Origin of the sequence: Enterococcus sp. DIV0840, from assembly GCF_050527835.1 — a bacterium.
GTDB lineage: Bacteria > Bacillota > Bacilli > Lactobacillales > Enterococcaceae > Enterococcus_L > Enterococcus_L ureasiticus.
The window spans coordinates 1,562,551-1,585,343 of sequence record NZ_CP172876.1; the positions used below are offsets into that span (position 1 = coordinate 1,562,551).

Annotated in this window: 20 protein-coding genes; 15 read left to right on the forward strand and 5 right to left on the reverse strand. The window is 35.6% G+C overall.

What is annotated here, in order from left to right; genetic code table 11:
- Positions 1-38 precede the first annotated feature (38 nt).
- The 6 genes from IGL98_RS07395 (at position 39) to IGL98_RS07420 (ending at position 8,631) form a co-directional block, all read left to right on the forward strand.
- On the forward strand, positions 39-845 hold the full coding sequence (locus tag IGL98_RS07395; RefSeq protein ID WP_242590155.1) for an MgtC/SapB family protein: 807 nt from the start codon (positions 39-41) through the stop codon (positions 843-845).
- A 32-nt stretch (positions 846-877) separates the two neighbouring features.
- Positions 878-1,375, forward strand: a complete 498-nt coding sequence (locus IGL98_RS07400; protein ID WP_206842678.1) for a GNAT family N-acetyltransferase — start codon at positions 878-880, stop codon at positions 1,373-1,375.
- A 228-nt stretch (positions 1,376-1,603) separates the two neighbouring features.
- Positions 1,604-4,264, forward strand: coding sequence for a magnesium-translocating P-type ATPase (gene mgtA / locus IGL98_RS07405; RefSeq protein WP_206842679.1), 2,661 nt, complete (start codon positions 1,604-1,606; stop codon positions 4,262-4,264).
- A gap of 643 nt (positions 4,265-4,907) precedes the next feature.
- Entirely contained in the window at positions 4,908-7,511 is a 2,604-nt protein-coding gene (clpB, locus tag IGL98_RS07410; protein ID WP_206842680.1) for an ATP-dependent chaperone ClpB, read from the forward strand.
- 124 nt (positions 7,512-7,635) lie between these two features.
- A complete protein-coding gene (locus tag IGL98_RS07415; protein WP_206842681.1) occupies positions 7,636-8,076 on the forward strand; it encodes a MarR family transcriptional regulator in 441 nt (146 codons plus the stop codon).
- Positions 8,077-8,226: 150 nt separating this feature from the next.
- Positions 8,227-8,631 (forward strand): organic hydroperoxide resistance protein, encoded by a 405-nt coding sequence (locus IGL98_RS07420; protein ID WP_206842682.1) that lies wholly within the window; start codon positions 8,227-8,229, stop codon positions 8,629-8,631.
- Between the two features lie 43 nt (positions 8,632-8,674).
- On the opposite strand, the gene IGL98_RS07425 is transcribed toward IGL98_RS07420, so the two are convergent.
- From IGL98_RS07425 to IGL98_RS07440, 4 genes are read right to left on the reverse strand one after another with little or no spacing between them, the layout of a single operon-like run.
- On the reverse strand, positions 8,675-9,352 hold the full coding sequence (locus IGL98_RS07425; protein ID WP_206842683.1) for a hypothetical protein: 678 nt from the start codon (positions 9,350-9,352) through the stop codon (positions 8,675-8,677).
- 19 nt (positions 9,353-9,371) lie between these two features.
- The gene (locus IGL98_RS07430; RefSeq protein WP_206842684.1) at positions 9,372-9,851 is read right to left on the reverse strand and encodes a nucleoside 2-deoxyribosyltransferase; all 480 of its coding nucleotides are present in this window, start codon (positions 9,849-9,851) and stop codon (positions 9,372-9,374) included.
- Positions 9,852-9,880: 29 nt separating this feature from the next.
- Complete coding sequence (locus tag IGL98_RS07435) at positions 9,881-10,117, reverse strand: DUF7662 domain-containing protein (protein WP_206842685.1); 237 nt, start codon at positions 10,115-10,117, stop codon at positions 9,881-9,883.
- 38 nt (positions 10,118-10,155) lie between these two features.
- A complete protein-coding gene (locus IGL98_RS07440; RefSeq protein WP_206842686.1) occupies positions 10,156-11,376 on the reverse strand; it encodes a GNAT family N-acetyltransferase in 1,221 nt (406 codons plus the stop codon).
- A 138-nt stretch (positions 11,377-11,514) separates the two neighbouring features.
- Between IGL98_RS07440 and IGL98_RS07445 the strand changes: the two genes are divergently transcribed.
- From IGL98_RS07445 to IGL98_RS07485, 9 genes are all read left to right on the forward strand, one after another.
- On the forward strand, positions 11,515-12,129 hold the full coding sequence (locus IGL98_RS07445; RefSeq protein WP_206842687.1) for a histidine phosphatase family protein: 615 nt from the start codon (positions 11,515-11,517) through the stop codon (positions 12,127-12,129).
- Positions 12,130-12,306: 177 nt separating this feature from the next.
- Positions 12,307-14,142 carry a translation elongation factor 4 gene (gene lepA / locus IGL98_RS07450; protein ID WP_010761081.1) on the forward strand — a complete coding sequence of 612 codons (1,836 nt, stop codon included), beginning with the start codon at positions 12,307-12,309 and terminating at the stop codon, positions 14,140-14,142.
- A gap of 496 nt (positions 14,143-14,638) precedes the next feature.
- On the forward strand, positions 14,639-15,862 hold the full coding sequence (gene arcA, locus IGL98_RS07455; protein WP_206842969.1) for an arginine deiminase: 1,224 nt from the start codon (positions 14,639-14,641) through the stop codon (positions 15,860-15,862).
- Positions 15,863-16,126: 264 nt separating this feature from the next.
- Positions 16,127-17,149, forward strand: coding sequence for an ornithine carbamoyltransferase (gene argF / locus IGL98_RS07460; protein ID WP_206842971.1), 1,023 nt, complete (start codon positions 16,127-16,129; stop codon positions 17,147-17,149).
- Positions 17,150-17,186: 37 nt separating this feature from the next.
- The gene (gene arcC, locus IGL98_RS07465; RefSeq protein WP_206911779.1) at positions 17,187-18,116 is read left to right on the forward strand and encodes a carbamate kinase; all 930 of its coding nucleotides are present in this window, start codon (positions 17,187-17,189) and stop codon (positions 18,114-18,116) included.
- 64 nt (positions 18,117-18,180) lie between these two features.
- The gene (locus IGL98_RS07470) at positions 18,181-18,609 is read left to right on the forward strand and encodes a Crp/Fnr family transcriptional regulator (protein WP_242590133.1); all 429 of its coding nucleotides are present in this window, start codon (positions 18,181-18,183) and stop codon (positions 18,607-18,609) included.
- An 11-nt stretch (positions 18,610-18,620) separates the two neighbouring features.
- Positions 18,621-18,980 carry a hypothetical protein gene (locus IGL98_RS07475; protein WP_206842975.1) on the forward strand — a complete coding sequence of 120 codons (360 nt, stop codon included), beginning with the start codon at positions 18,621-18,623 and terminating at the stop codon, positions 18,978-18,980.
- Positions 18,981-19,032: 52 nt separating this feature from the next.
- On the forward strand, positions 19,033-20,013 hold the full coding sequence (locus IGL98_RS07480) for a DUF3829 domain-containing protein (RefSeq protein ID WP_206911778.1): 981 nt from the start codon (positions 19,033-19,035) through the stop codon (positions 20,011-20,013).
- Positions 20,014-20,441: 428 nt separating this feature from the next.
- The gene (locus IGL98_RS07485) at positions 20,442-20,642 is read left to right on the forward strand and encodes a cold-shock protein (protein ID WP_010772775.1); all 201 of its coding nucleotides are present in this window, start codon (positions 20,442-20,444) and stop codon (positions 20,640-20,642) included.
- Positions 20,643-21,243: 601 nt separating this feature from the next.
- On the opposite strand, the gene IGL98_RS07490 is transcribed toward IGL98_RS07485, so the two are convergent.
- A complete protein-coding gene (locus IGL98_RS07490; protein ID WP_206842979.1) occupies positions 21,244-22,608 on the reverse strand; it encodes a TrkH family potassium uptake protein in 1,365 nt (454 codons plus the stop codon).
- Positions 22,609-22,793 lie beyond the last annotated feature (185 nt).

Below are 22,793 nucleotides of genomic sequence, written 5' to 3' on the forward strand. Positions count from 1 at the left end.
TATTTATGACCTTCCGCTGAGTTTTGGCGGAAGGTCATTTGTTTTTTTTCAAAAGTTCGTCGCATTATAGAGTAACTAATGAACAATACTTGGCAAAAAAAGGGCGAATTGACCGTACTAGCGAATCACATCAAAAAGTAACAACAAATCTAAGGAAGGAGCAAGCCTATGAATTTTTAATCAACATTATCGCTAGTATTTTTGCAGGAATGATTATTGGAGCAGAACGTCAATGGCGAAAAAAATTAGCTGGAATGAGAACCATGACACTAGTGACTTTTGGTTCGTGCCAGTTCGTTTCATTATCCATGTTGATCCAAGATGACAGTAGCCCTACACGAATTGCCGCTCAAGTAGTTAGTGGGATTGGTTTCCTTGCTGGTGGCGTAATTTTACGAGAAGGGTTCAGCGTGACAGGTATCAACACTGCAGCAACTTTATGGTGTTCAGCTGCTGTTGGAAGTTTGATCGGAGCAGGATTTGTGCTCGAAGGAATGATTTGTGCGGTGGCTTTAATGTTAGTCAATATTTTGTTGCGAAATTTATCTTTTAAAATGGATGATTTGACCGTTCAAAGAGAAGAGGAACAAACAGAATCGATTCATTACCTATCGGTCATTAGTAGCAATACAAGTGAAGTCATGCTTAGAACAGAAATTATTCAGTTGCTAGACAAATATTGTTTAACGTTCACTAAATTCTCCTGTACTGATTTGGCAGGAAAAAAGGTAAGACTATTTTTAGAAATCGAAGCGACAAGAAATGGCACACTAGCAGTCAATACGATTATTTCAGAATTATCTCAACTGTCGGAAGTCATTGAAATCAATCAAATGAGTAACTAAAAGAATGGAGGAATCAAAATGGTAAAACAGTGATGGTCAAAATTATTAATTGGAACAGTGAAGAATATTGGAGAGGCATTTTTTTAAGAAACAAGCTACTTAAAACCAGTGCTGGAAAAGAATGGATCAAAGAATTACCAGTCAATGAAAAACAGGATATCCATATAGCTGCGATGATTGAGGGAAAAGTTGTGGGGACTTTACTTCTTTCAAAAAGAAGCCAAAAGGTAGCTCAAATCAAACAAGTTGCAATCGATGATCAATATCAAGGATTTGGAATAGGAAAGCAATTGCTTGAATTTGCAGAAAAAATGGCAGATCTGATGGGTTTTCAAACTATGTTTTTAACGGGTCGTAAGCAAGCTTGGGGATTTTATGATCATTTTGGGTATCAAAGTACAAGTTGTGCGTACTCAGATGGACAGGTGATCTTAAAAAAATTCGAGAAAAGTATTTGTACCAAAAAGAACGCACGAATGCTTGGAATTATCAAACACATAACGCTAAAGGGGATGGAAACAAATGGATGACAGTAGTGAGATGATCAAGGACTTATGGATAAAGAAATCTGTTGATGAGAATACACCTATTATTGTCTATTTGTTTCTAGGGCAAACAAGCAAGTTTCTCCGATAACAGATCCTCTTTTTCCATCAGTCCGATTCCTAAAATAGAGACAAAATGATGAAATCATAGAGGGTTCTTATAAAACCAGCTGTCATTTCATTGATCAGAGTTTTAGAAAGAAGGAGAAATACATGGATAAAAGAGCAGTATTAAATAGAAAGAACAACCAATCATATGAATATTTTGCAAGAAACTCCGCAGAAAATATCTTAACATTTTTCAAGTCTTCAAAAATGGGCCTAACACATCAGCAAGCTGTACTATCAAGAGAGGAATTTGGAGAAAATGTCATTACACATGGCAAAAAAACGCCGCTATTCATTGAAATAATCAAAGCGTATTTTACCCCTTTTACGATCGTTTTGATCACGCTAGCTATTATTTCGTTTATAACGGATTATGTTATTGCACCACCAGCTGACCGTGATCTTGTTGGTGTACTCATTATTCTAGCAATGGTTTTGATCAGTGGGACTATGACGCTGATCCAATCGGTAAAGTCAAATCAAGCAGCAGAAAAATTGAATAATATGGTCAAAATTACGGCAACCGTTGTCCGCAGAAAAAAACAAGTAGAACTTCCAATCGAAGAAATCGTCTGTGGCGATATCATAAAATTGTCTGCCGGAGACATGATTCCTGCTGATATTCGTTTAACAAAAACAAAAGACCTATTTGTTTCTCAATCTGCCATGACTGGTGAAAGTTACCCTGTAGAAAAAAGAGCAGATTACAAATTGAAAGTGAACAGTGTCGAAACAGAATATGAAAATATTGTGTTTATGGGCAGCAATGTAATTAGTGGTAGTGCTGAAGGAATCGTTGTTTCTGTAGGAGATGACACGCTTTTTGGAAAAGTAGCACAAGATGTTTCTGATAAAAATCCTCAAACAAATTTTGAAGTTGGCATTAGCAAAACGTCGTGGTTGTTGATTCGATTTATGTTAGTAATGGCGCCAGCAGTATTTTTGATCAACGGATTAACAAAAGGAGATTGGTTTGAAGCGTTTCTGTTTGGTTTGTCTGTAGCAGTGGGGCTAACGCCTGAAATGTTGCCGATGATCGTGACGACAAATCTCGTCAAAGGTGCTTCAAGCATGGCAAAAAAAGGTACAATTATCAAAAACTTAAATGCGATACAAAATTTTGGCGCAATCGATGTTTTATGTACGGATAAGACAGGAACATTGACACAAGACAAGATTATTTTGGAATATCATTTAGATTGTGATGGAAAAGAAGATAGCCGAGTGTTGCGTCATGCATTTTTTAATAGCTATTATCAAACAGGCTTGAAAAATTTAATGGATGTCGCAATCATCGATGCGGCAAAAGAGGAATTATCAATTGATTCTTCTAAGTATAAAAAAGTAGATGAAATTCCTTTTGATTTTAAACGCCGTCGTATGAGTGTTGTGATCGAAGATACATCTGGCAAAACGCAAATGATCACAAAAGGTGCCGTCGAAGAAATGTTGGAAATCTCAAGCTTTGTTGACTATAAAGGAACGGTTACCCCTTTAACTGAAACCCTTAAAACAGAAATCTTGAAAACCGTTGAAGAGCTGAACGAAGATGGGCTGCGCGTACTGGCTGTTTCTCAAAAAACAAATCCAGCGACAATTGATGAGTTCTCGGTTTCAGATGAAAATGAAATGGTCTTGATAGGATATCTTGCATTCCTTGATCCGCCAAAAGAAACGACGAAGGCTGCTTTAGAAGCACTAAAAAAACATGGTGTCGGTGTTAAAGTATTGACGGGTGATAATGCTTTAGTAACAAAATCAGTTTGTAAACAAGTCGGATTAGCCAATGAAGAACTGATTACAGGTAATGAAATCGCTAGAATGAATGATTTTGAGTTAAAAATGATTGCAGAAAAATATAATATCTTCGTAAAATTAACACCTCAACAAAAAACACGGATCGTTCAAGTATTAAGAGAAGCTGGCCATACTGTCGGCTTTATGGGGGATGGCATCAATGATGCTCCTGCGATGAAAGAAGCAGACGTTGGTATCTCTGTAGATACGGCAGTTGATATTGCAAAAGAATCGGCAGATGTCATCTTGCTAGAAAAAGACTTGATGGTTCTAGAACGTGGTTTATTAGCAGGTAGAACGACCTTTGGAAATATCATGAAGTATGTCAAAATGACCGCTAGTTCTAATTTTGGTAATATGTTTTCTGTTGTTGTTGCCAGTATCTTTTTACCGTTCTTACCAATGTTGCCATTGCAATTACTCTTCTTAAATTTGATTTATGATATTTCATGTATGTCGATTCCTTGGGATCATGTAGACGATGACTATTTGGAACAACCAAAGAAATGGGACGCTTCAAAAATCGGCTCGTTTATGAAATGGTTAGGACCTACTAGTTCAGTATTTGATATTACGACTTATTTGCTAATGTATTTTGTTATCTGCCCTCAATTAGTAGGAGGAAATTATCACGATTTAGATCCAGCACAACAAGCGACCTTTATTGCGATTTTCCATGCAGGGTGGTTTATAGAATCTCTTTGGTCACAAACTTTGGTGATCCATACCTTACGGACACCTAAAATTCCATTTATACAAAGTCGAGCATCATTTATTTTGACGACTATTACTTCTTTGGGCATTGCCGTTGGAACAATTTTGCCATTTACAAGTTTTGGACAAAGTTTAGGATTAGCTGAACTGCCATTAAATTATTTTGCTTGGTTAGGTTTGACTATCTTTGCATACTTGTTCTTAGTGATGATCGTAAAAAAATTCTATGTGAAACGCTTTGGAGAATTACTATAATATTGATTAAAAGATTGAAGTTTATTTAATAGTAAACTTCAGTCTTTTTTTGTCTGAATGACCGTATATCTTTTGCTAAAATAGTAAGTTGCGTTATCATTAAAGTAGGTAAAAAAATAGTCAAAAAAAGATAGTTTTTATTTGACCTTTACTGACCAAGTGAGTATAATTAGTTTATAAGGTCAAAATTAATCAGACTTTAGACCTTAGAAAAATAGTACAAAAGACCTAATGTCTTTTTGATAAATTAGCGATACTATTTAGATAGTAGAGATTTATGGGATGAGGCTTTGGAAAAAAGAAAATCTGACTGTTACCAAAGCGTTACAGTCAATTTTTCCTATTTTTCAGTCAAAGCTGAACAAGCCTGCTACGCTTTTAAGATTATCTAGCTACGCGGGCTAGCTTCTCGGAAAAAAGATAAATGATGATTGAGGCAAAAAGCACCTCATTCATAATTTCCTATTTTTCAGTCGAAGCAGAACGAGCCCACTACGCTTTTAAAATTATCTAGCTATGCGGGCTAGCTTCTCGGAAAAAAGATAAATTATGACTGAGGCAAAAAGCACCTCAATCATAATTTCCTATTTTTCAGTCGAAGCTGGACGAGCCCACTACGCTTTTAAAATTAGGAGGTAATTATATGAACATCGAGAAAATGACAACGACATTACAAGAGGCAATTGCAGAGGCACAAAAGGTAGCCGTTACTCGTCATCATCAGGAAATCGATATTGCTCACCTATGGAAGATTTTTTTGCAGCCGAATCATTTTGGACGTAATTTTTATACAGATGCAGGCGTTGATGTTGAAGCTTTTGAACGTGAAATTGATAAAGCAATCGACGAATATCCAAGTATTCAAGGAAGCAATATTCAATATGGGCAAAGTATGAGCCAGAATCTGTTTAACTTATTAGCTGAAGCAGACAAACTTAGAGAATCATTTCAAGATGAGTTTCTAGCAACTGAAATTGTGATTTTAGCGTTGATGAAATTGAAAAATTATCGTTTAACCAAGTATTTAACAAGCCAGGGAATCACAGAAAAAGAACTACGTAAAAATATTGAAAATATGAGAGGGGGAGATCGTGTGACTTCTCAAAATCAAGAAGAACAATACAAAGCATTAGAAAAATATGGGGTAGATTTAGTACAGCAAGTGAAAAGCGGTAATCAAGATCCTATTATTGGTCGTGATGAAGAAATCCGTGACGTGATTCGGATTCTATCTCGTAAAACAAAAAATAATCCCGTTTTGATCGGTGAACCAGGTGTTGGTAAAACCGCAATCGTTGAAGGTTTAGCGCAACGAATCGTCCGTAAAGATGTACCGGAGAATTTAAAAGACAAAACTATTTTCTCATTAGATATGGGTGCATTGATCGCTGGAGCTAAATTCCGTGGTGAATTTGAAGAACGTCTAAAAGCTGTCTTAAAAGAAGTGAAGAAAAGTGAAGGTCGTATCATTCTATTCATTGATGAAATTCACAATATCGTTGGCGCAGGAAAAACAGAAGGTAGTATGGATGCCGGAAACTTGTTAAAACCAATGCTGGCTCGTGGTGAACTACATTTGATCGGTGCAACAACACTAGATGAATATCGTCAATATATGGAAAAAGATAAAGCTTTAGAACGTCGTTTCCAAAAAGTTTTAGTAAAAGAACCAACTGTTGAAGATACGATCAGTATTTTACGTGGACTAAAAGAACGTTTTGAAATTCATCATAGCGTTAATATCCATGATAATGCATTAGTCGCTGCTGCAACTCTATCAGATCGTTACATCACAGATCGTTTCTTACCAGATAAAGCCATCGATTTAGTCGACGAAGCGAGTGCAACGATTCGTGTTGAAATGAATTCAATGCCAACAGAACTTGACCAAGTAACACGTCGATTGATGCAACTAGAGATTGAAGAAGCAGCACTGAAAAAAGAGTCAGATGATGCAAGTAAAAAACGTCTAAATGCACTACAAGAAGAATTAGCGGATCTTCGTGAAGAAGCTAATGCAATGAAGATGCAATGGGAGACGGAAAAGGAAGAAGTCAATGCGGTCAGCAATAAACGTGGAGAAATCGACAAAGCAAAACATGAATTAGAAGATGCTGAAAACAATTATGATTTAGAAAGAGCAGCGGTTCTTCGTCATGGTACGATTCCACAATTAGAAGAAGAATTAAAAGAACTTGAAGCAAAAAATGCCAAAGATAATGTCCGCATGGTCCAAGAGGCTGTGACAGAAAATGAAATTGCGCAAGTGGTTGGCCGTTTAACTGGGATTCCAGTAACCAAACTCGTTGAAGGGGAACGGGAAAAACTAATGAAATTGAACGAAACTCTTCATAAACGCGTCATTGGTCAAGATGAAGCCGTAGATGCTGTAAGTGACGCAGTGATTCGTTCACGTGCTGGGTTGCAAGATCCAAACCGTCCATTAGGTTCATTCTTATTCTTAGGGCCAACAGGTGTTGGTAAGACAGAACTTGCTAAAGCATTAGCGGAAGATCTATTCGATTCAGAAGATCATATGGTTCGGATCGATATGAGTGAGTATATGGAAAAACATAGCGTCTCTCGTTTAGTTGGAGCACCTCCAGGCTACATTGGTTACGAGGAAGGTGGCCAATTAACAGAAGCTGTCCGCCGTAACCCGTATACGATCGTTTTATTAGATGAAATTGAAAAAGCACATCCAGATGTGTTCAATATTTTGCTCCAAGTATTAGATGATGGTCGTTTAACTGACTCTAAAGGACGAGTCGTTGATTTCAAAAATACTGTGTTGATCATGACAAGTAATATCGGTTCTCAATTATTACTTGAAGGCGTAACGGCTGAAGGCACGATTCCAGAAGAAGTAGAAGAACAAGTTATGACGATATTACGAGGCAATTTCAAACCAGAATTCTTAAATAGAATCGACGATACAATTTTGTTCACGCCATTGAGCTTAGAGAATGTCAAAGGCATTATCGGAAAAATGACGGCTCAATTAGCAAAACGATTAGAACATCAAGAAATCGAATTGGTGATTTCTGACGAAGCTAAAACATGGATTGCTGAAAGTGGATATGATCCAGCTTATGGCGCACGTCCATTGAAACGATTTATTACAAAAGAAGTGGAAACACCATTGGCAAAAGAAATTGTATCAGGTAAAGTATTGCCGAAAACAAAAGTAACGATCAGTTTGTTAGATGAACAGTTAGTTTTTGAAAATGAACCGATAGATGAATAAGATAAAAATGAGGTAGTCTGTTTCAGCAGACTATCTCATTTTTTTATAAGCATTAAAAATTGATTTTAAAATCGATATTGTGTAGAATCTAACTATTAAACTAACATTTTAAAAGAGGGATCCAGTGAATAATAAAAGCAGACGATTAGAAGAACAATTGTGTTTTTCTTTACAAACAGCTTCAAAGCAATTTAACAGAATGTACGCTAAGGCACTAAAACCATTTCATTTAACCTATCCTCAATACTTGGTTTTGCTTGTATTATGGGAATACTCAGATCAACGAATCTCTGATATTGGGGAAAAGCTTGCATTGGATACTGGAACATTGACACCTATGTTAAAGAGAATGGAAAAAAATGGCTATGTCAATCGAAATAGATTACCAGAAGATGAACGAATCGTGATCATTTCACTTTCAGAAAAAGCGATTCGGCTAGAAACTGAAATTTATGATCAAGTAGAAGGGTGTTTGACTCAGTTAGATTTTAATGAAAAAGACTATTTTTCATTGATCGAACAAATCAACTCGTTAAGCAAACAAATTAGTGGAATCGGTAATTAATATGTAGCAACCAGACTTTGAAAATGATACCAATTTTTGAAGTCTTTTTTTATAAAATTTATGAAGCATACTATTGTACATTCGAATAAATATTGTGTACAATTTAATTGTACGATATAGCTGTGATAATAAGAAGTGGAGGAATAAATCTTGAAAAAAATCTATTCAACAACAATCATCAATACTGGTGGAAGAGAAGGTGAAGTTTTTTCACCAGACAAATCATTTAGTTATCAAGTAACGTCTCCTGGTCCTCATCAAGAAAATAAAACAAATCCAGAACAACTATTTGCGGCAGCTTACAGCTCATGTTTCAACAGTGCATTAGAGCTTGTAATGGCAAAACAAAAAATCACATCAAAAAGCACAGTAAAAGCAACAGTTTCATTATTTAGTGATGAACAATCTGGTTTTCAAGTTGGGGTTGTTCTAGCTGTTAAAATCGATGATGTTGATCGTGAAACAGCAGAAGAACTAGTGAAAGCAGCTCATGAGGTATGTCCTTATTCAAAAGCAACAAGAGGAAATATTTCAGTTGAGTTAGAAGTAGAATAGCATAAAAAATGGCAACTTTAGAATATCTAAAGTTGCCATTTTTTTATTTATCCACTTTTCTAAACGCATAGGCTTTAAAATACTCTGGCTTATGTCGTTGCGTAAAACTATAAACGGTTAAAATCAACGCACCAATCGTATTTGTAAACAAATCACCCATTGTATCCATCAATGCTTCACGGCCAATATAAGGTTGTCCTGCTTCCGTCATATAACGTTGCAAATTCATATTACCGAGTGAATCACAAAGAAATTCCCAGAACTCCCAGAAAACACCACATAAGCCAGCAAACGCAAATCCCATAATAATAAATAACCAAGGACTGATTTTAGAAAAATCCGACTCACGTAAACAATAGCCAATAATCGCGTATCCCACAGCGACTAATAAAATTGGACTGACAGCATGAAGAATTTTATCCCAAAACGGGACAATAATGATCAAGCGTAAACCCGTTCCAAGAAAAACAGCGATCCAAATGAAAAACCAATAATAAAGCCGAACCATTTTTGGGAAAACCAACCCTGTAAATTTTGTGAAAATAAATGGTACGAAGATCACAGCAATTCCTGCAATCATTTCAAACGTCAATAATACATATTGTTCAGTTGGTTGGACTACAAATGTTTTAACGATATTGACGATCAAGGTGATAACACCAAACGCAAGTAAAAAATAAAAGGCACTTTTTTCTTGTTTATCCTCAAATTCTAACTTCATATAAAAGCCTCCAATATGGTTATTTGTTTAATTTTTCTTTGATTAAATCTAAAAATGCATGCTCATCACTAACGATTGATCCATTTAGTTTTACCAAGCCAACGGTATACAAGTTTAGATAATGGAATTGGTTTTCAGCAGTATCACCTAACGCGGCTAATTTTTTTTGATTATCCGCTCCTTGTTGGCGTGTATCGGTGTATAAACCAAGCATTGGAATATTCTTAGCGTAAGCTACACCAATTTCAGAAGCCACACCAGCATCGATCGTAATACCATCTAAAACGGCTACAAGCAAATCACTTTCAAGAACTTTTTCAGTGTCAGCTAAAGCAATCATTTTACTATCAGCGTAGGCTGTTTTATCATTGATTGCCCCATTTTCTTGCGGTAAATAGACCTCAAGTGAATCATCAAGTTCACGGATTTTTTTCACTAAATATTCATTATAAAGTAAGTCTGCTTTGGCAAACATTGGTCCTGCAAAATAAATTTTCATTTTTTCACCTCTACGTTAAGTTTGTGTTTTTATTTTTTTTGGAAAAAGACGAATTGATTAACTAAATCAACTTTATCCACTTGATAACCATAAGCAGCCCAAGCACTTGAAAAAGAATGCTCTTTTTTAGTCCACCAGGCACTATAAGTTTTAGCCAGTTCAGGTAACACATGATCATGGGACATTTGTGCTTCTATTTCTGCAAATGATAATTGCATATTTGGTCTTTTGGCTAGTAAGGTTGGAATAACAAGAAAGTCATTCATAGAAATCATCCTTTATTAAGTAATCATTCGTAATATAATCAAAAATAATCGCTAAAGTAAGCTTCTTGATCCGGTAAAATTCGTTCTAATGAATTCAAGGTTTCCTTATCCGTATCCAAACGCTCGATTCGATGTAGGTAAGTCGGACGGCGATAATTCATCAATAAACAAGTCAAGGTTTGAATGTCGATATTCACAGGTTGTCCTAACGGTTCATCTGTTACAGAAACTTGGTCATCTTCATCCCATAATAAACTAAACACACCATTATTCCATTCAGCAACTGGATCACTCACTACAAAATGAAATGGTTTTGCGGTGCTGGCGTATGGGTAAGCCAGCAGCATTTCTTTGACATCGACGATTCTAGCCATGTAATAAGGCTCGATCGTTTCTTTGATTTGGCTGTCATCTAATAAAAAGGCGAGTGGCTCATTTTTATAAATATCCCCTTCAGCCCAATCGATCATTGAAAAATGAGCTGAAATAAAATTCCACAACGCATTGCGTGCTTCCTGATTGATATAGAACATCTCTTTGATATGAAACACGTCTTCAGCTACCCAGTAAAATAATACGCCTAAAGGTTCTTGATTCGCTCCATAATAAATAGCTGCTGTCCGTTCATCTTCATTTTCAAAGCGCCAATATTCTTCCCAGTTAAATTCGCTCCGAATCAAAGCACCATGATTTTGACGAGCAAATTTTGCGTAAACAGTAAAGACATCTTCATGATCTACACTCACACGTTCGACCATTCCGGGAACCGAAACTTGTTTAGGTAGTTGAGTATCGCGAATTTTGAAAGACAACTTATCCGACATGATCTCCCAGCCTTTTCGGCGATAATAAGGAATACTGTAAGGATAAAGGTACGAAATCCATTGTTGATCTTCCCGCATATTTTTAAGGGCTAGATGGATCAAATCTTGCATCAAACCATGATTTGCATATTCAGGATAGGTTCCAACTCCTGTGATACCGCCCATTTTGAAAAGGGTCCCGTGAATATTTACTTCACACGGATAAATCGCAATTTGGGAAATCAATTGATCCTCATGGAACCAGCCAAAAACCTTTGATTGCTCTAAAATCGGCTGTTTTGATTTGATCAACTCTTTTTTGCTTTCATAGCCGCTTTCCTCTAAATCGGCTTCCGTAAACTGGAAGACATAGCTCAATAGTTCATTGAACTGATCGACATATTTTTCATCTACTGATTTTAATTCTAAATTATCTCTGAACTCTTTTTGGTCCATTTTTCCATCTCCAATTTATTTTTCTATACTCAGTATATCAAAAAAATAAGAATAAACGGAATAATTCTTTCTAAGAAAAGGTAAAGAGACATTTTTGTTTTGACACGCGTGTGATACACTTTTTTTGGAGGTGTTTTTTTGAAGAAAAAAATTTATTTACTCAGACATGGAGAAACAGAATTTAATCAACAAGGAATTTATCAAGGGGTGCTTGATTCGCCATTAACACCTCTTGGGAAAATACAAGTCAAAGAAAATGGATTCCTTTTAAAACAAAAATTAAAATCGTTAGAGGATCAAGAAATTGCTTTTTTTTTCAGCCCACTAGGTCGAACACAGCAGAGTGCTGAAATCATTTATCAAGTATTAGATTGTCACTTGATTAAACCTGTCAATGAAGAGCGGTTAAAAGAGGTGGATATTGGCTCGTGGAATGGTAAAAACAGAAAAGCGATTGCAGCAGAAACCAAAGACAAAGAGTATAATGAATTTGATTGGTACTTTAAATCCCCCAATGGAGAAACGTATGAAGATGTTCAGCAACGCTGTAACAAGTGGCTAGAAGAAATCAATACAATCCAACAACAGCATATTATTGTGATGTCCCATGGTTTATTGGGACGAGTTCTACGTGGTATTCTACTGAAATTGCCTTATGAAAAAACAATACGACTAGAGGTTCCGCAAACTGTTTTTTTTATTGTTAAGGAAAGCGGACTTGATTATATTACAAACGACTATGAGTTTTTCTAAGCAAAGACTGATTGCGCTAATAGGGAAGGAAACACGGGAAAGTTCTTTAATTCTGATGGAAATCTTGCTATAATGGAAAGTGCTGATTGAAAATGATCGGAGCGATGAGCCAGTACGAGTTGATTCAACGAAATCACAAGCTCATTCAGCTTTTCATAAAAGAAATGAGGACTATTAATGAATATAAATGAAATGAAGCAAAGACAAGAAAAAATTCGTAACTTTTCCATTATTGCTCATATTGACCATGGGAAATCAACACTTGCTGACCGGATCCTACAAAAAACGGAAACTGTGTCAGATCGTGAAATGCAAGATCAATTACTTGATGCGATGGATTTAGAACGTGAACGTGGGATTACGATCAAACTGAATGCTGTTGAATTAACATATACAGCAAAAGATGGCGAAGATTATATCTTTCATTTGATCGACACGCCAGGACATGTCGATTTCACTTATGAAGTATCAAGAAGTTTAGCAGCCTGTGAGGGTGCAATTTTGGTTGTGGATGCGGCGCAAGGAATCGAAGCACAAACATTAGCGAATGTTTATTTAGCTCTAGATAATGATTTGGAAATTATTCCAGTGATCAATAAAATCGATTTACCGGCGGCAGATCCAGAACGAGTTCGTACAGAAATCGAAGATGTGATCGGAATTGATGCTAGTGACGCTGTTTTAGCAAGTGCCAAAGCAGGGATCGGGATTGAAGACATTCTAGAACAAATCGTTGATTTGGTTCCAGCTCCGACAGGGGATCTTGAAGCGCCATTAAAAGCGTTGATTTTTGATTCAGTCTATGACAGTTATCGTGGGGTTATTTTAAATGTCCGGATCATGGACGGGGTTGTAAAACCTGGTGATAAGATCATGATGATGAATAATAATAAAACCTTTGAAGTGACAGATGTTGGGATTTTTTCACCAAAACCAATCAGTCGTGACTTCTTAATGGTTGGCGATGTTGGTTATATTACAGCTGCAATCAAAACTGTTCGTGACACGCAAGTTGGGGATACCGTAACGTTAGCGAATAATCCTGCGAAAGAAGCTTTAGCTGGTTATCGTAAAATGAATCCGATGGTTTATTGTGGACTCTATCCAATCGACAATTCACGTTATGTTGAGTTGCGTGAAGCCTTAGAAAAATTACAGCTAAATGATGCTGCCTTACAATTTGAAGCCGAATCGTCTCAAGCATTAGGGTTTGGTTATCGTTGTGGATTTTTAGGTTTGTTGCATATGGACGTGATTCAAGAACGTTTGGAACGAGAATTTAATCTTGATTTGATTACGACAGCTCCTTCCGTAATTTACCATGTAACAAAGACAGATGGTACGAAAATCGTGGTGGATAATCCAGCAGAATTTCCAGACCAGAGCTCTGTTGACTTTGTGGAAGAACCATACGTTAAAGCGACAATTATGGTGCCAAACGAATATGTTGGGGCTGTAATGGAAATTTCACAACGTAAACGTGGTGAGTTTGTCACAATGGATTACTTGGATGAATACCGAGTAAATGTCATTTATGATATGCCGTTATCAGAGATCGTGTATGATTTCTTTGACCGCTTAAAATCAGGAACAAAAGGATATGCTTCATTAGATTATGAAATGATCGGGTACCGTAAGAGCAATCTATCTAAGATGGATATCTTATTAAACTCTGAAAAAGTCGATGCGCTTAGCTTTATTGTGCATAAAGATTTTGCTTTTGAGCGTGGGAAAGTCATTGTCGAGAAACTGAAGAAACTAATTCCAAGACAACAATTTGAAGTACCGATTCAAGCTGCAATTGGTCAAAAAATCACTGCACGCTCAACGATCAAAGCATTGCGCAAAAACGTTTTGGCTAAATGTTACGGTGGGGATATCTCACGTAAACGTAAGTTGTTAGAGAAACAAAAAGATGGTAAAAAGCGGATGAAACAAGTTGGTTCTGTGGAAGTTCCGCAAGAAGCCTTCATGGCTGTTCTGAAAATGGACGAGGACGAACCGAAGAAATAATATGACTGGAAATAGCACAAAAAAATATCTGCTCTGACTTTTAGATGCTGGATGTTTTTGTGTGGATTGACAATTTTTGTTAATATCCACTAAAATATTTATTATTAGGCATTGATAAATTAAGAAAATAAAAAGCAGGTATCCTATTTTTGCGAAAAGCTAAATAGGATACCTGCTTTTTATTGTGATAATTTTACCTAAGATGAGAAAATCAGATCATACTCTAGCCGTTCAAAAAATAGTAATCAATCTTCAGTAGTTTCAAATAGCGACAACCAGTAATTATTTTTTAATAAAAAGTGTGTATATTCTAGAAAAAAAAGGATAAGTATAAATTCACTAAGCTTATTTTTAACAGTTTATTTATATATATGAAAAAATATACAGATTTTTTGCATAATGTGGTCATCTTTGTGTTTTGAATTCGAAAAATGCCAAGAAGAGAACGCTATCATTTTGTTAACCTAATGATGAACCAAAAGAAGGAGGTATTTTGATGAAGAATCCAATTAACGTTTTTTCTGAAATTGGAAAATTGAACACGGTAATGTTGCACAGGCCAGGAAAAGAATTAGAAAATTTGATGCCAGATTATCTGGAGTCACTTCTTTTTGATGATATTCCTTTTCTCGAGCAAGCACAAAAGGAACATGATTTTTTTGCGGAGACATTAAGATTGAGAGGAGTAGATGTTCTTTATTTAGAAGATTTAGCAGCAGAATCACTGACTGATAAAACAATTAAAGAACAGTTTATTACGGAGTATCTGAATGAAGCAGATATCAAAGAAGAACGAACCAAGTACTTTATACAAGAACGTCTTTCAGCTATTTCAGATGGCAGAGAGTTGATTGATCAGACCATGGCTGGACTTCAAAAGTCAGAGCTTTCGTCGTTAGAACGAACAAGCTTGTCAGATCTTACGGATTCCCATTATCCATTTATTATTGATCCAATGCCTAACTTGTATTTTACGCGTGATCCATTTGCGACGATCGGTCACGGGGTTTCATTGAATCGAATGTACTCGGTGACAAGACGACGAGAAACGTTGTATGGAAAATACATTTTTGCTCATCATCCAATGTTTAAAAATGCGCAAGTGCCAATGGTTTATAGTCGCGCTGAAAATACTCGGATCGAAGGTGGAGATGAGTTGATTCTTTCGAAAAAATTGATTGCTGTGGGAATCTCTCAAAGGACAGATGTTGCTTCAATCGAAAAACTAGCAAGAAATATTTTTGAGAAGGATTTGGGGTTTGAACGAGTTTTAGCATTCGATATTGGGGAACAGCGAAAATTCATGCATCTTGATACAGTATTTACGATGGTAGATTATGACAAATTTACGATTCATCCAGAAATTGAAGGAAACTTAACGATCTATTCGCTTTCTCAAGGAACAGAAGGTTTACAAATTTCAAAGGAAACAGATACTTTGGAGCATATTTTGTGTAAATATCTAGAATTAGATCATGTTACATTAATTCGTTGTGGTGGTGGAAATCCAACTGCAGCAGCCCGAGAACAATGGAATGATGGCTCCAATACATTGGCGATTGCACCAGGTGAAGTCGTTGTTTATGATCGTAATACAATCACCAATCAAAAATTGGAAGAAGCAGGCGTTAAGTTAAATTATATTCCGGGAAGCGAATTAGTACGTGGTCGTGGCGGTCCTCGTTGCATGAGTATGCCGTTTGATCGAGCGGATATTTAACTAAGCTAGTTACACTTTTGTTTTGAAACACGGTTAATAGAATGAACCGATGTTGAAAAGTACAAGGTGTAACGAAACAGTGTTATTTTCCAGTCGGAGCTGAACGAGCCCGCTTCACTTTTATTATTATCTAGCTGCACAAATCATTTCTTATGAAAATAGACAAATTAACAGGAAAGCAAAGAACGGTTCAGTGTTAATTTCTTGATTTTTCTACAGGATCGACCGATTTGTTCCGCTTTTAAATTTAGGAGGAAAATTATTATGACAGATTCAGTATTTCAAGGACGTAGTTTATTAGCAGAAAAAGATTTTACAAAAGATGAATTAAATTACTTGATCGACTTTTCTATTCATTTAAAAAAATTGAAAAAGCAAGGAATTCCTCATCATTATCTGGAAGGTAAAAATATCGCCTTACTTTTTGAAAAAACATCGACTCGGACTCGTTCGGCTTTTACAACTGCTTCGATCGACTTAGGTGCTCATCCTGAATTTCTTGGGAAAAATGATATTCAATTAGGTAAAAAAGAATCCGTTGAAGAGACAGCAAAGGTACTTGGAAGTATGTTTGACGGAATCGAATTCAGAGGTTTTAGTCAACAAGTGGTTGAAGATTTGGCAAAATATTCTGGCGTTCCAGTTTGGAATGGTTTGACAGACGAGTGGCACCCTACTCAAATGATCGCAGATTATATGACCATCAAAGAAAATTTTGGTACGCTTGAAGATATCACGCTTGTTTATGTTGGAGATGGACGTAAAAATATGGCGAACAGTTTATTAGTAACAGGAGCAATTTTAGGCGTAAATGTGAGAATTTGTGCTCCGGAATCACTATTTCCAGAAGCATCTGTAGTGGCTTATGCGAAAAAATTTGCGGCAGAATCAGACAGCGAAATCATGATCACGGATGACGTGGAACAAGGCGTCAAAAATGCAAATGTACTTTATACAGATGTGTGGGTTTCAATGGGCGAAGAAGATAAGTTTGAAGAACGAGTGAGGGTATTGAAAGATTACCAAATCAATATGGATATGGTACAAAAAACTGGTAATACTGATGGCAAGTTGATTGTCCTTCATTGCTTACCTGCTTTTCATGATGCGACAACAGAATATGGTCAAATGGTTAAAGAAAAATTTGGTATTAGTGAAATGGAAATCACCGATGAAGTTTTTAGAAGTCAATATGGCCGTCAATTCGAAGAAGCTGAAAATAGAATGCACTCGATCAAAGCAATCATGGCAGCAACTTTGGGCAACCTTTTTATTCCTAAAGTTTAAGTGGGGAAAGTAGTAAATAATAGGAAGAAGGGATCTTGTGAAAAAACAAACAATCGTCATTGCATTAGGTGGAAATGCTATTCTATCGACAGATGCAAGTTCCAAAGCACAGCAACAAGCATTGACGTATACAGCAAAGCAGTTAATAAAGTTGATTAAAAAAGGCTATCAACTCGTCATCTCTCACGGAAATGGGCCTCAAGTAGGGAACTTATTGATTCAACAACAAGCAGCAGATTCTAAAGAAAATCCAGCAATGCCACTCGATACTTGTGTTGCCATGACTCAAGGCAGCATTGGTTATTGGTTGGAAAATGCATTGGCAAAAGAGTTGGAGGACGCTGGAGTCAAAAAGGAAATCGCAACACTTGTCACTCAAGTGATCGTATCAGAAAATGATCCAGCTTTTGAAAACCCAACCAAACCGATCGGTCCATTTTTAACGAAAAAAGCAGCCCAAGCAATAATGAGCGAAAGTAATTCCTTATTTAAGGAAGATGCAGGACGTGGCTGGCGTAAAGTCGTTCCTAGCCCTAAACCGCTATCAATTCAAGAACACCAAGTGATCAAAACTTTGATCGAACAGGACATTATTACGATTTGCGGCGGAATTCCTGTAACCGGCAATAAATTGATTGGTGTTGAAGCTGTCATCGACAAAGATTTCTCTTCAGAAAAAATAGCCGAATTGACGGATGCAAATCTGTTTGTTATTTTGACTGGTGTTGAAAATGTTGCGATAAATTTTGGCAAAGAAAATGAACAGCAGCTGAAACAAGTCAATATAAAAGAGCTGGAAGAGTATATAAAACAAGGGCAATTTGAACCCGGAAGCATGCTACCTAAAGTGGAAGCAGCGATTCAATATGTAAAAGCTAAACCTGCTAATAAAGCCATTATAACGTCACTAGAAAAATTAAGTGATTTTGGTGAACAAGAGGTAGGGACTGAAGTTATCTTTGAATGATGAAACATTGTCGTTTTTAGAGCTTTAGCAGAGAAAATTATTGACTAAGTTGGAGTTGAAGAAAATGACAGTATTGCAAGAGAATAACTCATTAAAAGGATGTCCTTATTTTTCAGATTTAAGTGAAAAAGAATCTGTTGTCATCCAGAAAAATTCCTATTGTAGAGCATACAAAAAAGGCCAAGTTCTTTTTGATGCTGGTGATGAAAGAAACCGTATGTTTATTTTAAAAAAGGGGCTTGTCAAATTTGAAAAAATCGATCAAACGGGCACACTTTTCTATTTAAACTTTGTTAAAGACAGCGCGGTGTTTCCATTAACTGGACTTTTTACAGACAAAAACTATCATTTCTCAGCTATCGCCATGACAGATATTGAAGTGTGTTATCTCTCAACCAAAGTTTTTGAAAAAGTGATACAGGGGAATAATCAGCAGTTGCTGTTTTATTTTAACCAAGTGTCTTTGACTTTAAAAAAACATGTGCTTATTTAGATGGTCAAACCTTGGCAAAATGCAGGACGGATGTCAACTTTTTAAGTATTATTGGTTCGTTTTTAAGATACAATTTTAAAAAGTATCATATTTTAATAGATGATCAAAAGATTCTATCAATGGCGCGTTCGTTAAATATTTTCAGTTACAAATTTACTATTGATTCACCTATTGGAGATGTAAAATTAGGTTATGGCATGACGGGTAGTCATCAGTTTACGATGCAAGATAAAATTATTTGTGATATTGATAAAAGAAAACTGACCTTAGGCGGTGATGAATATCACATTGAGATTGATGACGCTCATGATCAAAAAGCTTTTTTACTAACAACCATTGCTTTGGATCGTATCTATTATACGAAGCGATAGTCAGTTAAAGGCAAATTTTTTACTGAACAATAAAATAGGGGAAGTATAACAGATGAGAAATAAGGGTAAAATGTTCATGTTAATTTTGGCATTCAGTATGTTAGCTCTTATGGCTAGTTGTGGTAAGTTAGATACGGCCAAAGAAAGTATCAAGAAGTATGGTTCTTATTCCACTAAAATGAATGAAGTAGATAAGTACAACGCATATGTTGACTTATTCAATGTTTTAACAGGTGAATTATCAACGATTAAAAATTCTTACGCTGAGAAGCATATGGATGAAGCGGGTAACTTTATACCAACAAGCGATAAATATGCACAAGCATTTACAGGAATAACAAGCTTAGTTCAACCAGCGATTGAAAAAGCTGATAAAGGACTTTCAACCAAACCAAAAATGGATATAGATAAAGATGTAGCAGCCATGCTAGACTTTCTGAAAAAAGAAATATCGATTTTAGAAGAAATTGAGAATTATTACGAGGAAAAAGCTTTCTTGAATGATCATGATGAAAAAGGAAAAGAGTTAAATGTCAAGCTATTATCGATATATAAAGAGACCGATGAACCGATTAAAATATTCTGCGATAAGATGCGGATTCTGATGGACGAAACGGAGAAGGAAGATCGTAAAGTACATGAAAAGGAAGGCAACAAAATTACATTAGGAATGATGCAATTTATTGATGCAGCAAAAGAAGCTAGAAATCTTGTTAATGATAGCATAGCAGAAAATGGTTCGATAAATTTAACTACTGAGAAATATGCGGAAGTAAACACTAAAGTGTCTAAATCGTTAGATGAACTAAAAGCAGTATCTAAAGATTCAAAAGCGATAGAAAAAGAAGGTTTTTCTTCACCAACTGCAAGTAATATTATCGAGAGTTTTGTAAGTAAAGCATCAGAATTTAAAAATGCATCAAATGAACTCTATGGTAGTTTTGGAGAGGATGAGGAAGCCGTGATCGACGCTGTGGAAAATATACAAAGTAAATATTCAGCGTTAATTGATAGTTATAATAAATTAAGATGATAGAGTGATAAGCTCACTGATTACGAATGATCAAAGTGAACGTTTACTAACTCAAATTGCTTTGAAGCATCTTTATTATACAATGTGATAATATGTGATTGCATGAATGTGTATTATGTAGTAAACTAAACAAGTCTGAAAAATCAATACCTTAACAAATAACTATCCTTACCCCATCTCATTCGAGGTGGGATTTTAATATTTAAGGTAAATAAAGCTAAGAAGTAATGAATTAAATGAGTATTTTCTCATAATTGGATATAAATGTATACTTTCGTCCAATAAGGTCGTATACTAGGAAATGTAGTATAATTGTAATTTAAATTAATAGGTCATTTCATTCGTAAGGGTGTTTTAATTCCTCTTTTTTTTATCACAAAGGTATTGCAAAAATTAATCGTGCTAAAAGCACTAGGAGGAACACATTTATGAATACAGGTACAGTGAAATGGTTTAACGCAGATAAAGGTTTTGGTTTTATTACTCAAGATAACGGAACAGATTTGTTCGCACACTTTTCAGCAATCCAAGGTGACGGATTCAAATCTCTAGACGAAGGTCAAAGCGTATCTTTCGATATCGAAGAAGGTCAACGTGGACCACAAGCAACTAACATCGTAAAAAACTAATTTAAAACTTTCAGAACGATCCAATAATATTATTGGATCGTTTTTTTTTATCTATTTTCATAGAATACCGAGAGCGAGCAAGTGTAGTAATGATAAATAAATCCAATTTATAAATGAGTATATTATTTGCAAAAATATTTAATAGCTAGTAATATACAATTATACCAACAACAACCCTTTTTATTTTTTCATTTTACTCTTGCAGAGTAAAACTCCTTTTCCCATCTTTTTAAAAAAGGTGGGATTTTTTTAATATATTTTTGAATAGATAACTGTATATGTAGCAACCTATTTTCAAAAGATAAGTTGAAATATTCTTTTATTTATAAAGAAAGAAAACGTTTTAATTTGTTTTTTTAAAATTATTTAGAGATGGCTGAGGGTTATTAGTTGATATTAATTTAAAAAAATAGTATTATAAATTTATACCAACAACAACCCTTTTTATTTTTTCATTTTACTCTTTAGAGTAAAACTCCTTTTCCCACCTTCTTTAGAGGGTGGGATTTTTTTTATTTATCAATAAACACAGATAGACAAAAAAGTATAATTATAAAAAAAGAAACATAAAGAAAATTTTCTCTATGTTTCTTTCTTTATTTTATCCAATCATAACACTTTCATCTGGATATTTAAATTTAGCTTGCTGTTTTTGGCCTCTTGTGAGAAGTGAAAATCCAACAGTATAGATTCCGACTCGTCCAATGTACATCAACAGCATAATGATGACTTTTCCTGCAACAGTCAGATCGGGAGTCAGTCCCATTGTCAGTCCAACTGTCCCGAATGCAGAAAATACTTCAAAAGCCACATACTCTATACCAGAAGATTCTGGTATGTTTTCAGTGATCGTCAAAAGCATGATCGAAAGTACACATAATGTTAAGGTGATAAAAAATAAGGTCAAGGCGCGAAATACCGTACTGTTTCGAATCGTACGCCCTTGAAACTCAGCTCGTGTTCGTCCTTTAAAAATTGAAACGATTTGAATGACCAATACAGCAAATGTTGTCGTTTTTAATCCACCGGCAGTAGACCCAGATGTTCCACCCACATACATTAAAAAGATTGTTGTAATCAGTCCGGCGTTTGTCATCTGCATATAATCAATTGAATAGTAGCCTGCGGTTCTCGGTGTCACAGACATAAAGAACGTATTTGCTAAGCGGTCAAAAAAGTTTGTTCCAGTCGTTAAATTGGCTGCATTGTGTTCTGTGATGAAAAAAAGAATAAAAGCGCCAATTAGTAACGAACCAGTTGTGATCAAAGCAATCTTTGTATGTAAAGAAAACTTCCTTTTCTTTTTAAAACGTAACAAATCTTGCCAAACAATAAAACCGAGACCGCCAGAAATAATCAAAGCCGCAATCACGAGCAAAACAAACGGTTTCGTTTGATAAGGAGTTAAACTATCGCCTAATAAATCAAAACCAGCATTACAAAAACTAGAGATGGAGTGGAAGAGACCAAAGAAAAGTCCTTTTTTCCAACCAAACTCAGGAACAAATTCAATTGAAAGCAACGCAGCTCCAGCTAGTTGAATCAAGGCCGCCAATTTAACGACATAGATCATCAAACGAAATGCTCCTGACATATCATCTAAGTTAAGTGCTTCCCGTAATAACATCCGTGTACTTAACGTTATTTTTTTTCGTAAGACAAAATACAAAAGTACTGGCATCGTCATAAACCCCAAGCCGCCAATTTCAATGAGAATCATAATGATCAATTGTCCGTAGGCGTTCCAATGTAAGGCCGTGTTAAGTGTTGTTAAACCAGTCACACAAACCGCTGACACGGCAGTGAACAAGGCATCGATAAACGGTGTTGCATTACCACTGCGTGAAAATATAGGTAAAGTCAAAAGTGTCCCACCAACAAAAAACAATACAATAAATCCTAAAGCTAAAACTTGAACAGCTGACAAACGTTTCTTTATTTTTGTAGCAATCTTATTTTTTTTCATCTTTTCCTCGGTCATAAACACTGTGCAAAACAGTGTATTTTATTTTTATTTGATAAATCCAAGTGTACCATTTTACGGAATAATTTCCAGTAATTTGAAAAATAGAATCATGGTTTTTGCTCAACTAATTAAAGAGCCGATTTGGCTGTAAGAATTGAAACAGAAAAAAATTTTCGTTTTAAAAA